Here is a 12,836-nt window from a genome sequence, read left to right on the forward strand (position 1 = left end):
CGCCGCCGGGTTTGCGGCTTCTCGATGCGAGACGACCCGCGTCGATGCGGGGTTCCCGGATCCGTCGGCCGTGTGCAACACGATGCAACGCTGGCCGCACCCACCCCCCGTGCGGTGTGCTCTGAGTCACAAGCCGTTCAGGACGAGGAGCACGCAATGACCGACACACTGACCCCACCCGACGCCGCGCTCGCCGGACCGCAGGAACGGGTCGACGCCTGGCTGGCCGACTTCGAGGCCGCGCTGGCCGCGCGGGACGTCGAGGCCGCCGCGGGCATGTTCGCCACCGACAGCTTCTGGCGCGACCTGGTCGCCTTCACCTGGAACCTCAAGACCGTCGAGGGCCGGGAAGGCGTCGCCGACATGCTCCACGCGCGGCTGCACGACACGGACCCGAGCGGGTTCCGCACCACCGAGCCGCCCACCGAGGACGGCGGGGTCGTCAGCGCCTGGATCGCCTTCGAGACCGAGGTCGGCCGCGGCGTCGGGCACCTGCGGCTGAAGGACGAGGGTGCCTGGACCCTGCTGACCACGATGCAGGAGCTGAAGGGGCACGAGGAGAGCAAAGGTGTCCGCCGGCCCAAGGGTGTGCAGCACGGCGCCGACCGCAACCGCGTCACCTGGTCCGAGAAGCGCGAGGCCGAGGAGCGCGAACTCGGTTACACCACCCAGCCGTACGTCGTGATCGTCGGCGGCGGCCAGGGTGGCATCGCTCTCGGCGCCCGTCTGCGCCAGCTCGGCGTGCCCGCGCTCGTGCTCGACAAGCACGACCGGCCCGGCGACCAGTGGCGCGGCCGCTACAAGTCGCTGTGCCTGCACGATCCCGTCTGGTACGACCACCTGCCGTACATGCCGTTCCCCGAGAACTGGCCGGTGTTCGCGCCCAAGGACAAGATCGGTGACTGGCTCGAGATGTACACCAAGGTCATGGAGGTGCCCTACTGGTCCAAGACCACGTGCACCTCGGCGTCCTACGACGAGACGACCGGCGAGTGGACCGTGAACGTGGTCCGCGACGGCGAACCCCTCGTGCTGAGGCCGAAGCAACTGGTACTCGCCACCGGCATGTCCGGCAAGCCCAACATCCCGACCTTCCCCGGCATGGACAGGTTCCGCGGCGACCAGCACCACTCCAGTCACCACCCCGGACCGGACGCGTATGCGGGCAAGAAGGCCGTGGTGATCGGCGCGAACAACTCGGCGCACGACATCTGCGCCGCGCTGTGGGAGGTCGGCGCCGACGTGACGATGGTGCAGCGCTCGTCGACGCACATCGTCAAGTCCGACTCACTGATGGACCTCGGCCTCGGCGATCTGTACTCCGAGCGGGCCCTGGCCGCGGGGATGACGACGGCCAAGGCCGACCTGACGTTCGCGTCCCTGCCGTACCGGATCATGCACGAGTTCCAGATCCCGGTCTACAACGCGATCCGTGAGCGCGACGCCGACTTCTACGCCCGGCTCGAGAAGGCCGGGTTCATGCTCGACTTCGGTGACGACGGCTCCGGGCTGTTCATGAAGTACCTGCGCCGCGGGTCCGGCTACTACATCGACGTCGGCGCCGCTGAACTCGTCGCCGACGGCGAGATCAAGCTGGCCCACGGCGGCGTCCGCGAGCTCACCGAGAACAGCGTGATCCTCGAGGACGGCACCGAGCTCGAGGCCGACCTGGTGGTCTACGCGACCGGCTACGGCTCGATGAACGGCTGGGCGGCGGATCTGATCGGCCAGGACGTCGCCGACAAGGTCGGCAAGTGCTGGGGCCTGGGCTCGGACACCACCAAGGACCCCGGCCCGTGGGAGGGTGAGCAGCGCAACATGTGGAAGCCCACCCGGCAGGAAGGGCTGTGGTTCCACGGTGGCAACCTGCACCAGTCGCGGCACTACTCGCTGTACCTGGCGCTGCAGCTCAAGGCCCGGCACGAGGGGATCCCGACGCCGGTGTACGGGCTTCAGGAGGTCCACCACCTGAGCTGATCCCGGGAAGCGACGAGCCGCCGGCGCGCACGACGCGCCGGCGGCTCGGCGTGCCGGGGCCTGGTGCCGGGTCAGGCGTAGTGCCGCAGGACGAACTCGGTCAGACCCTTGCGGATCGTCTTCACCGCGTGTTTCTGGCCCTGCCTGAGCATGAAGCCCGGCACCGGGATCTTCGGGTCGGTGGACATCGTCACCCGCACGCGCGTCCCGCGCTCGGTGCGGGTCAGGAGATACTCGCCGTCCTGGGAGTGCTGCATCTCGCTCTCGAGCAGCGTCCACGAGGTGGACTCCTCGGTCCACTCGTGCTCGATCACCTGTGTGTCCGAGATGCCGAACAGTGCGAGCGTCATGCGCACGACGCGGGGCCGGCCGTCGTCGTGTCGGGATTCGACCTGCACGTCCTTGTGGGAGGACGACCATTCCGGGATGCGCTCGATGTCGGTCAACGCGCGCATCACCTGCTCGGGCGTCGCCTCGATCTCGAACTCGTCTGACACCGATGCCGCCATATGCCTTCCCACTTCCTGGTCGATTCCCATGCCGGTGTTCCGGATACCCGCCTCGCGGACCCACGACACGTGTTCCGACGAACGAGTCCCCCGGATCGCTCCCGATAGTGACATAGATCACAAAACCGCCGTACCCTGGTCCAATGAGGCACGTGACCACCGGACCCCGGGACCTGCAGGTCGCCGTGGGCGACACCATCGAACTGCACCTGCCGGAGAACACCTCCCGCGACTACACCTGGTGCCCGACCCACATCGGCAAGGGGCTGCTGCTCAGCGACGTGCGATTCGTGCCGTCCCGGAATCCGCTGCCCGGAGCCGGCAGCGAGCGCATCCTCTACCTGCGGGCCAAGCGGCCCGGCACCTGGCCGGTGTCGCTGCAACTGCAGCGGGCCGAGCACATGTCGGCGGACGAGCGGAGCATGACCGTCACCGTGACCTGACGGACCACCGCTCGTCGCCCCCGGCCGGTTGCGGGTCGCCCAGGCTCCGGCAGTGCGCCAGGTAGCGCCGTGCCCAGTAGTGCACCGGGCGATGGTCGCTTGCCGCGGTGAGCCGGGCGAGGGCGCGGGTGCGGTCCACCAGCTGCTCGTGCAGGACCCGTTCCAGAACCGCCACCTGGCGCCGGTCGCCGGACGTCGTGATCTGCTCCACGCAGCGACTCAGGCGCGCGGTCCGCGCCGAGGGGCGCTCGGGCGGCGCGCCGCCCTCCCAGAGGGCCTGTTCCAGGGCGTCCCGGTAGCCGAGCGCGTACTCCAGTTGGTGGCGAAGCCCACCGAGCTCCACCGGGTCGCAGGTGCGTCGACGACGCGCCTCCAGTACCTCGACCTGCGTCCGCGTCAACTGCAGCACCGCCCGAAAATGCGTGGCCAACGTGCTCTCGTCCATCGTTCTTCCTCGCTCGCCCGTATCGTCACCGTCGAGCAAACCCGGTGGCGCTTAGCTGCGGCTTAGCGCGGATCGGCCACGATCGGGCGGGTACACCCGTTCGCGGGGACTACGCTGAAAGCCGTCCGGTCGCACAGGAGGCGAACGCCATGGCAGGACGCATCGTGCACTTCGAGCTCCCCTACGACGACGGTGACCGCGCCCGGTCCTTCTATCGCGACGCGTTCGGATGGTCGGTCGCGGACGTCCCCGGCATGGACTACACCCTCGTCACCACCGGTCCCGTCGACGAGACCGGCACCTCCACCGAACCCGGGTACATCAACGGGGGCATGTTCCGACGCGACGAGCTGAAGAATCCCGTCGTGACCGTCGACGTCGAGGACATCGACGCCGCGCTGCAGAGGATCGAATCGCTCGGCGGGAAGACAGTGACGGGACGTATGCCCGTCGGCGACATGGGGTTCGCGGCGTACTTCTCCGACACCGAGGGGAACGTGATCGGGTTGTGGGAGTCGAGGCACGACTCGTAGGGGGCCGTCGCTTCGGGGCGTTCGACGAGCGCGGGTGGCATGGGCTTTCCTGGACGCCGACCGAGCACCGACCGCCGGTGGCGTCGAGGTGCTTCCCGAAGGACCGCCCCGACGCGGAACCGACCCCGGACGGGTGCTGGGCGCACTACAGCAACATCGCCGCCGAGGGTTTCCGCACCATGACCGTCGGGGCCACCGTCACCCTCGACTGGGAACAGGTCGCCGATCAGGACGCCTACCGGTACAGAGCGATCGAGCAACACCCCGGCAGTCACCGCTCGTCCGCACCGTTCACGGTGACGCGCGCCTGTCCAGGATCACGGACGCGGTCGTTGCGATCACCCGGTCGTGGTGGCCGGTCAGTGCGACGAGGACGTCCCGCGCCGCAGGTCCGGGAATCTCGGCGAGCGCCTGCGTGACGCGCAAGCGTGCGGCTGCGTCGAGCGTGCCGTCGAGCACCTCCTGCACGGCTCGGACGACGTCGATCGTGGACACCGATGCGGCGGCCAGTATGCCCAGAACCTCGGCGGCCTCGACGTCGGCCCGGCCCTCGACGACCATCTCCAGCAGGATCGGCACGGCCTCCCCGGCGCCCCGGGAGCCGAGGGCCACGGCGGCACGGTCGCGCACGGTGGTGTCGCTGTCGTCGAGTGCCTTCTTCAGCAGTACGGTCGCGTCCGGGAGGTGCATCTCCGCGACAGCGACGATCGCCCGCCGCCGGACGTCGGCGTCTGCCGAGTCCAGCCCGGCAGCCAACTCCGCCAGCCCGGCAGCCCCGGCCCTCGCCAACGACCAGCGCAGCGCCCCGGCGACGTTCGGGTCGTCCTCTGCGAGCACTGCCTCGGCCAGGGCCTCGACGGGCAGCGCCGCGTTCTCGTGCTGCGACAGGACGGCCTGCTGACGGTGGGACCCCGACTCGGATTCGAACGCGTGCAGCAGTGTGACGATGCGCAGGACGTCCTCCCACGCCTCCGGCGCGGCCGAGTCGACCCGTTCGAGTCGCGCGAGCAGTTCCGTCTCGGCGGCGATCCGCACCCGGGTGTGCCGGATCAGGTCGTGCACCAACTCGGCCGGCGCGAAGTCGAGTTCGTCCAGCGCGCGTTTGGCTTCGTGCAGCGACAAGCCCAGACTCCTGAGACTCTCCACATGGAAGAGGCGGCGGATGTCGTCGGCGGTGTACTCGCGGTAGCCGCCGGACGTGCGCCCCGTCGGCGTCACCAGACCCAAGGCGTCGTAGTGGCGCAGCATGCGAGTGCTCACGCCGGAACGCCGCGAGACCTCACCGATCAACATCCCATCACCTGCCGGCTCGGTCCGGTGCAGTGGCGGCGACCCGTTTCGCCAGCTCCAGCGACAGCGTGAACCCGCTGTCGGGATCGAGGCGGAGCCGTTCGGTGGCTTCCGCATGCGCCCGGACACCGGGGTCGGAGCTCGCCATGGCAGCTTCCAGGACCGGCACGGCCGCCTCGTCGAGCATCGCCAGTGCACGGCTGAGGCTGAGCTGCAGGTCGCGGTCGCCTCGTCCGAGTGCGGTCGCGAGAGCGGCGGCGAGCCGGCCTTCGCTGCCGGCCGGCACGAGCGCGACAGCGGCCCGCCAGGCGCTGCGGGCGACGTCGTCGTCTCCGTCGTGCAGCATCGTCGACACCGCAGGCCAGGCCTTCCGGTCGCCGATCTTGGACAGCGTGTGCAGGGCCTGGCTGCGGGCCTGCGCGGTGCCGGAGTCGAGTTCCTCGAGGAGTCTCGGCACGGTGACGTCGGCCGGGAGCCGGCACAGTGCCCACGTCAACATGTCGCGGACGAAGAAGTCCGGTTCGACGCCGCACCGGTCGACGAGGATGGTCGTGAACCGCTCGTCGGCGACGGTGCCGGCCTCGAGCGCCGCCCGCAGACGAGTCGCCGGATCGTCACCGGCGAGGGCATCGACGAGGCGAGCATCCGGCTCGCCGTGGCTGGCTGTGTTCATGGGAAGCACCTCCTTCGCAGACCATTCGACCGCTTGTCACAGTGTGAAGGTCAAGGGGCACGCTCGCCGACGGGAGCATCTCCCTCGGTCGCATCCGCCGTGTGGGGAATCGGAACTGTGCGTGGGCTGTCCGGCCCTGGATCACGGCTCATTCACGCGGCGTGCCAGGTCGCGGTGCCCGACTGCACGGTGATGCTTGCTCCGTCGACGGTGACCGTGGCCGTGATGGTGCCCGCTCCGGTCTGTGCCGGCAGCAGGTCGGTGAAGGGGTCGGCGGTGCCAGTGGCGCCGGTCGTCTCGTTGCGCCAGTGCACCGTGCACGGGCAGTAGTCGAAGTCCATGGTCCACCCGCGCAGCGGCGGAGTACTCGGATCGGTGCGCATGTATACCGCCGCGTTGATGAAGGGAGTGATATTGCCGACCGAGCCGGTGTTTCCGATGAAGATGCCCGGGATGTCGTGCAGGCCGACGGTGCGGGTGAACGTCGACGCGGATGCGGTCGGGGCGGTGAGCACCGTCAGCCCGGTCGCGGCGGCGACGGTCGCGGTGAGGGCGGCAAGGCGGCGCAGCGACGTGCGCAGCGGAGATCGTGTCAGCATGGTGCGGTCCTGTCTTGGCGGCGGGTATCCGGAGGCCGGCACAAGCGGGTACGGCGTCGAGGCGGCTCGAGGTGTGCTCGAGACCGGATGGACGTGTTGGCGCATCGTCACTTCGCCGCGCGTCCTGGGTCAGCCGGCGCTGCCGGTAGCGATCGGGTTGTACGCCCATACCTGGCGGATGCTCTGGCCGGGGGCGGGAAGGGGACTGAGCCGGATCAGCGGGTTCGTCTGCCCGCCCGGGATGTGCTGGATGCAGTTGGCGGTCTGCCCGTGGAAGGACTGGCATTCGATCCGGTGTCCGGTGCCGTACGGGCTGAGAATCAGTGCCTTGTGCGCGTTCTCGCCGAACGCGCCGGGATCGAACGGGGTGACGAAGAATTCGGTCGCGTCGTAGCGCGGAGCGCCGTCCTGAGCGAGGGCGACCGCAGGCGCGATCGCCATGGTGGCGGCCACGGCCGCGACCGTGGCTGTCAGAATTCGTCCGATCACTGCAGGGTCTCCTTCGCTCGGTGCCGATCCGGCTCGTTTCATGATCGGGAAGGGCCGGTCCGGCGTTACGGGGTCCGGCGAGGCCTGAACGGTGCGGAAGTCCCTGTGACACAACGATCGCGGTCGACGAGGTGGCGGCACTGGCGGATTCGCGGATCAATGCCGTGAGGCGTTGTCGCAGTACCGAAGGGCGAGCTGGCGGTGAGACGGGGCGCGACAGTCACGGCACGTCGACATTGCCTTCGCTCCCCATATGCGCAGTGGCCGGTAACGGTGGCGCTTCGGTATTCGATGTAGCAGATCGGGTAATTCGTACATTCCGGGAAGGGTGTCTCATGCTGCGCAAGCTCCTCGTCGTCACCGCGGTGACTGTCGCATTCGGAATCGGTTCGGCGGGTACCGCTGCCGCAGATGGCGTCCTGCCCCCTCCCGATCGCGCCTTCATGTGCAAGTGGGATCGCTTCTCGCCGGAGTGCATCGCATTGTGGTTGGCGGGCGTGGCCACCGGTTCGGTCGAGTCCGGGTCTGCCCGGGACTGACGTGCCCCGGGTCGGGCGCCACATCCCGGCATAGAGCTGCCGGTCAGTTTCCGGGCCGTCGGCTCCGGGGATCGAAAGACCGCCATGGACAGTGTCGTCGGATTCTGACGGAGCTGTGCGAATTCGACGACCGGGCGGTTCGTTCGTAGTGGCGTCACCGGGCCCGGTAGGCGGCCGCAGCAGTCCCGGTCCGCGTCCCCCACCCGCGCAGCATGCTCCTCTCGATCGTCACGAAACACCCAGCCGTGTAAACCGGCGATACGGCAGATCGGAAACGACGGCGCGTCCGATTTCCGAAGAGCGCAGGGGAACCGAAGAGCGGTGTCGCCCCACTACTTCACGGCGCGGGGGAGTGGCGGAGGGTGACGGGCGAGTATCGACGGGGCCCCGGCATAGTCAGAGCAACGTGACCTGAGGGGGTGGGTCTTGCAACGTCTCGAGAATTTCATGGAACTCGTCGCGGGATCGCACCGCCCGGGCTCCTTCGTCGATCAATGTGAGGTTTCCCCGCGGAGTGTCGCTCCCGTGGGTCGGAACAAGTACCGAGCGGCCTCGACGCAGTGCTTCTCGCCCGGCCGCCAGGCTACCGCCCTTGTCTCCGGCTTCGACAACGACCAGTGCGCGGCCGAGTCCGACGACGACCCGGTTGCGGGCCATCGCGGTGTAGGGCTCCCAGGGCTGCTGGGGATGGAATTGGGAGACGATCAGGACGGAGTCCTCATCGAGGTGACCGGAGAACTCTTCCTTGGGGCGAAAATGGTTCACTCCCTCAGGAAGCACTTGAAGGGTTCGTCCGCCGTTCCGGAGAGCGGCGACGCTGCTTTCCGTGTCGACCCCCCGCGCATAGCCGGATATGACGGACAGCCGTGATCGGACGGCTTCCGTAGCGCATGCCTGCGCCGTCTCCACGCCGCGAATGGACGCGTCGCGTGATCCGCATACTCCGATCCCGGGCGCTTTCAGCAATTCGAGGTTTCCCTTACAGAAGAGCGCCGGCACGATCGGCCGTCCCTTGATCACCAGCGATTCAGGAAAGAGCGCATCGGTGGGATCGATCGCCCGAATTCCGCGTGTACCCAGGTTCTCGGCGTCGGCCTGAAGCGCCGATCGGGTGGTCGAACTCAACCCCTTCCATGCGGCGCGGAGGGCGCCGTGGTCCGTCTCCAGCAGCGCCCGGATCACGCGAGCTGGGGTGCGGTGGACTTCGAAAGCCGTGAGAACCTTCAGATTCGAGGCAATGGACATGGTCAGTTCCTCAGGGTCTTTGCAGCCGCGAGACCGTATACCGTCGGTGCGCCTGCACGACGTGCCGCAATCGCAACGGCGCGCATCGTCGTGCCGCTTCGAAGTACATCGTCGATCACGAGACACGGTTCGTGGACCATCGTCGGAAGTGACAGTCCGTCCAGTTCGGAGCGTGGGTTCGCCTTACGAGCTGCGTGCTGTGCGCCAATGGTGCGAATGAGGTTCTTGCCGGTTGCGCGTGCAACCCGGCGCGCAAGCTGCTCGCCGAAACTCCCGCCGTCGCCGGCGGAGCCCGGGACTGTCAGCAGGTGAACGACGTCGCTCAGGGCAGGGTGACGGTCGATCACCAGACTCATGTTCTCCGTCAACCGGTCGAGGGCGTCCAACTGCGACTTCAGACTGCCTGCCTGGTACTTGCTCCTGTGGATGAGCGCGCCCGTGGTGGTGTGCAGCCACTTCCCCGGGTCCAACTCCGGGTCCACCCTCTTGTACCAGTCGAGCGCGAGCAGCAGGTCCACTTCCGCTCCCTTGCCGGGAACCAGCACCAGGCACTTCTGGAGGAGTTCAACGAGATGGCGGAAGTTTGTGGGAACACCCGTGGCCCAGTCGAACGCGTGCGTGAACTCGCCCCCGGTCAGATCGTGCACATCGCCCACAGGTCGATAGCGACCGGCGAAGCACGCGTCGATGTGAGAAATCGGCAGCGGCCCACTGCGCAGGTACACACGTTGGAAGTGGTCCCCGTCCTGTGGCCGGTGTTCGATCCGGCACGATTCGACGCGGGAGGGTTGCGGACTGCCCGGTAAGTGCCCTGCCCGGCGTCGTCCGGGGAAGGTGCCGGCCGGTTCGCTCTTTCGCGGCATCGTTCGTAGCGGTTCGGCTTCAGAGATGCTGGAATTTGTGTCGCCGATACGGTCGACGGTTGTTGGATTTGTTCCGATGCGAGACCGAGAAGCGTCGGAGTCGGGTCTCGCAGCATGGACTGCTTCGGCTGTGGGCAGGTGCTGCGCGAGTGTCGCGAAGTAGGGGTACCGAGACCACTCCCGACGGTCCCCGATCACGTAGATGCGGCGTTTGGCGCGACTGACCGCAACGTTCAGCAGGTTCGGCCGCGACGAAGCCCATTGTTTTGCGCCCGGCCGTTCGGGATCTCCACCGAGCACGACGATCACGACGTCGGCCTCCCTGCCCTGCGCCGTGTGCACCGTGCCGCCGGCGACAGCGAAGTTCTCGCACAGATGGCGGATACCCGCGGCGACCGCCCGGAACGGGGTGACGACGAGAATCTCCCGTGGGTCCACGGCGCCGGATCGCAGCGTTCGCAGAAGGGATTCGAGCACCGTCGCTTCCGCGGAAACGAAGTGGCCTCGTGCTGTGCCGCGCATATCGAGCCAGGCGCTCGGTGGAATGGGCAGCGGCGGTCGACGGGGGACCGCGCTGAGCATCATTCGGTCGTACGCGATGACGTTCGAGATGCTGAACATGGGATCGTCGCACCGCCGGTGGATGCGAAGCGGGGCACCGACCCACGCCAGCTCGTCCCCGATAGGCAGCAGAGTTCCCCAGGTGTTATGGCGGTCCGCCAAGGTTTGCGTCGACGCGCGTGACGGCAGCCATTCGTCTCCGACGCCGCACGCATCCAGAATCGCTTTCTGTAGCCGGAGCGGGATGGTTACCACAGGCTCGAGTTGCAGTGGGTCGCCGACGATGACGGTGCGGCGGGAACGCCAGATCGCCCCGACCGCGTTCTGGGGCGCCGATTGACCCGCCTCGTCGATGAGGAGCCATCCGAGGTCTTCCGCGCCGAGGCGCCGGAACATCGTGGCGAAGGATGCAAATGTCGTGGAGACGACGGGCACGACGAAGAACAGTGCCTGCCACGCCGCCAGGGCGTCCTGCCGCGCGATTCCCTTCGGCGCTCGTCCGCTGAGGAGATCAGTCGCTGCGGTGAGACTTTGACGAAGCCGCTCCGGAACCTGCTGGATGAAGCGCATGTGGAGTTCGACCGCTGCGGCGAACAAACGGGAGCGAACCTCGCAGCATTCCTCGTCCAGCCACAGCGATGCAGCTTCCCGCCGCTCGGGGTCCTCGAGCCAACTCGGATCGAACGCGAATCTTCCCCATTGACGGCAGGCTGTTGCCAGTTCGGCACGTGACGTCTTCAGACGTTCGGACAGCTGGGAGGCTTCCTTCGACATGTCCGCGAGTGCGCGGTGCGCTTCCGAGCGCTTCTCGAGCAGATTTGTCAGTTCTCCCTTCGAGGAGGCGAGTCTACGGTCCGCCTCGTCGGCGGCGTCTGCCAATGCGGTGCGCTTCTCCACCCACTCGTGATGGGCTGACCTGTGCAGTATCCGGCTGCGCAGCCTTGCCTTCGTCGACTCATGGTCGGAGAGGGCTTCGGTCCGTAGGGCCCGGAGCTCTTCGGCCGACTCGAGTCGCCGGCGCAGTTCGGCCACGGCCGACTCCAGCTCGTCGAGTTTCCGTCGCGACTTCTGCATCTCGGTCTCGAGTTCGTCGAGCCTTCTGCGGTCGGCTCCGGTCCGGGCGACGAGATCCGCGATCCGCTGGCGGCGTGCTAGGACATCGACGACCCGAGCGCGGACTCGTCGATATCGTTCGACCGAATCGGCCCAGGATTCCGTGGGACCGGTCGCAGCGAATCGTCGGAGAATGGTGTTGAAGCCCTCACGGTCGGCGGATCCGGCTTCCCGAAATCGGTTGCTCGCAGAGTCGAACCAGAAGTGGGTGAGGAACCGCGTCCGGTTCTCCTTCTTACCGAGCCGGGCTGCGATCAGACCCCACGCGCGCCGCGTCTCCGTGGTGAGTACGTCGGTTTCGTTCATCAACGCTGTCGCGGTGTCGACGAAGTAGTCGAGGCCACCGAGCAGTGCAGTGTCGACGACGTCTCGATCCGGGATCTCGTGGGTGACATTCTCGACCGCGGCGTTGTTGGAGGAGGCGACGACGAGTTCGTGTCCGGTGAGTTCCGGTCGCCAATGGTGCACGGTCCGCCGGTACCGGTCGCTCTGCCATCCTCCACTGCCGGTGAAAGCGTGCGCAGGCGAAGGAAGTTCGGAGAGTGCGTCGGCGCGATCGACTACCACCGACGCGATGACGTCTCTCAGCATCGTGGTCTTGCCGGTACCCGGCGGCCCGTTGACCGCGAACAGGCCGGCACCATCGAGCAGATGACGCCGCAGTTGGTTCACGGCCAGCTGCTGGCTCAGGGCTGCCGGCTGGGTGATCGGAGCCGGCCAGCGACCCAGGGGCACGGCTCCGGGTTCGATCGCCTGAAATACGGTTCCGAGATTGCCGTTGTGGCGAACGTCGATCCTTCTGGCTTCGTCGACTGCCGAACCAGCCGCGAGGTAGGTGCTGAGACCCTGCCCGACGTCACCCGCGGCGACCTGTCCGGCGACGTAGTCGAGATCGTCGACGAAGAAGCTGTTCAGAAACCCGGGACCTTCGACGTCGTCGGCGTCCTTGTCCGGCACGGTGTAGCTCTCGATCCGAATCCCGTTCATCAGAAGCTGTGCCGCGTCGGAACCGATCGCATCGGCGAGGGCCGTGTTGAGGCATTCGATCACCTCGACCGACAATGGGATGTCGGCGGGGTCAGCGCTCGATTTGTCCCGACGGGACGCTTCGGCGGCGAGAATCCGGTCGACGGAGTCGACGAACAGCTCGGCGGCCTTGCCGAAGTCCGCCACCCAGTCTGTCTTCGCGAAGCGGGCGTACTGTCCCGCACTGCGGTACGCCGCTCCGATAGCCCACGCGCATCCCGACAGAACGGTGGAGTCCACGAACGCCACCCCGTCCGCGCTCACCGCGAGGGCCGCGCATGCGCTGTGACCGGAAATGCTCTGCTCCGAGTACTGCTCGTCGGGCTCGAAGATGCTGTCCAGGACTCCGTATGCGTCTTGTATCGCGTACACACCGAGGTAGATGGTGTGTCTGACCGTCCAGTTCCTCCGGACCGTGAGCGTCGGTCGGCGTCCCGTTGCGCCCCACGGCAGCCCGTCCTCCAGTTCGAACGTCTGTCGGACCGTGTTGTGCCGATCCACCTTCGGGATGCTCTGGGGGGTGAACATCTC

Annotated in this window: 12 protein-coding genes; 4 read left to right on the forward strand and 8 right to left on the reverse strand. The window is 67.5% G+C overall.

Translation table 11 applies throughout. The features are described 5' to 3' along the window. Positions 1–156 precede the first annotated feature (156 nt). On the forward strand, positions 157–1,977 hold the full coding sequence (locus ACWPQI_RS11210; protein WP_474738802.1) for an NAD(P)-binding domain-containing protein: 1,821 nt from the start codon (positions 157–159) through the stop codon (positions 1,975–1,977). Positions 1,978–2,048: 71 nt separating this feature from the next. Here the strand turns inward: ACWPQI_RS11210 and ACWPQI_RS11215 are convergent, their stop codons facing one another. Then, positions 2,049–2,486, reverse strand: coding sequence for an SRPBCC family protein (locus tag ACWPQI_RS11215; RefSeq protein WP_165035570.1), 438 nt, complete (start codon positions 2,484–2,486; stop codon positions 2,049–2,051). Between the two features lie 143 nt (positions 2,487–2,629). On the opposite strand from ACWPQI_RS11215, the gene ACWPQI_RS11220 reads away from it, so the two are divergent. After that, positions 2,630–2,929, forward strand: coding sequence for a protease inhibitor I42 family protein (locus ACWPQI_RS11220; RefSeq protein WP_040271220.1), 300 nt, complete (start codon positions 2,630–2,632; stop codon positions 2,927–2,929). On the opposite strand, the gene ACWPQI_RS11225 is transcribed toward ACWPQI_RS11220, so the two are convergent. Next, on the reverse strand, positions 2,916–3,359 hold the full coding sequence (locus tag ACWPQI_RS11225) for a hypothetical protein (RefSeq protein WP_474738803.1): 444 nt from the start codon (positions 3,357–3,359) through the stop codon (positions 2,916–2,918). The two genes, ACWPQI_RS11220 and ACWPQI_RS11225, sit on opposite strands and share 14 nt — an antisense overlap. Before the next feature lie 164 nt (positions 3,360–3,523). On the opposite strand from ACWPQI_RS11225, the gene ACWPQI_RS11230 reads away from it, so the two are divergent. Next, complete coding sequence (locus tag ACWPQI_RS11230; RefSeq protein ID WP_474738804.1) at positions 3,524–3,907, forward strand: VOC family protein; 384 nt, start codon at positions 3,524–3,526, stop codon at positions 3,905–3,907. A 291-nt stretch (positions 3,908–4,198) separates the two neighbouring features. Here the strand turns inward: ACWPQI_RS11230 and ACWPQI_RS11235 are convergent, their stop codons facing one another. The 4 genes from ACWPQI_RS11235 to ACWPQI_RS11250 form a co-directional block, all read right to left on the reverse strand. Beyond that, on the reverse strand, positions 4,199–5,200 hold the full coding sequence (locus ACWPQI_RS11235; protein WP_474738805.1) for a MerR family transcriptional regulator: 1,002 nt from the start codon (positions 5,198–5,200) through the stop codon (positions 4,199–4,201). Positions 5,201–5,204: 4 nt separating this feature from the next. Then, a complete protein-coding gene (locus ACWPQI_RS11240) occupies positions 5,205–5,870 on the reverse strand; it encodes a HEAT repeat domain-containing protein (protein ID WP_474738806.1) in 666 nt (221 codons plus the stop codon). A gap of 152 nt (positions 5,871–6,022) precedes the next feature. Further along, positions 6,023–6,469: a hypothetical protein gene (locus ACWPQI_RS11245; protein WP_474738807.1), complete on the reverse strand. Its 447-nt coding sequence runs from the start codon at positions 6,467–6,469 to the stop codon at positions 6,023–6,025. 129 nt (positions 6,470–6,598) lie between these two features. Then, positions 6,599–6,958 carry a hypothetical protein gene (locus ACWPQI_RS11250; protein ID WP_450151801.1) on the reverse strand — a complete coding sequence of 120 codons (360 nt, stop codon included), beginning with the start codon at positions 6,956–6,958 and terminating at the stop codon, positions 6,599–6,601. Positions 6,959–7,293: 335 nt separating this feature from the next. Here ACWPQI_RS11250 and ACWPQI_RS11255 point away from each other — a divergent pair, with 335 nt between their 5' ends. After that, positions 7,294–7,497 (forward strand): hypothetical protein, encoded by a 204-nt coding sequence (locus ACWPQI_RS11255; protein ID WP_450151800.1) that lies wholly within the window; start codon positions 7,294–7,296, stop codon positions 7,495–7,497. Between the two features lie 396 nt (positions 7,498–7,893). Here ACWPQI_RS11255 and ACWPQI_RS11260 read toward each other — a convergent pair whose 3' ends face one another. Together ACWPQI_RS11260 and ACWPQI_RS11265 are read right to left on the reverse strand one after the other, a co-directional pair. After that, complete coding sequence (locus tag ACWPQI_RS11260) at positions 7,894–8,742, reverse strand: DNA-processing protein DprA (RefSeq protein ID WP_432373774.1); 849 nt, start codon at positions 8,740–8,742, stop codon at positions 7,894–7,896. A 2-nt stretch (positions 8,743–8,744) separates the two neighbouring features. Beyond that, positions 8,745–12,833: a DEAD/DEAH box helicase gene (locus tag ACWPQI_RS11265; protein ID WP_432373772.1), complete on the reverse strand. Its 4,089-nt coding sequence runs from the start codon at positions 12,831–12,833 to the stop codon at positions 8,745–8,747. Between the last annotated feature and the right edge of the window lie 3 nt (positions 12,834–12,836).

The sequence above is a fragment of the Rhodococcus sp. LMD genome, assembly GCF_056108245.1.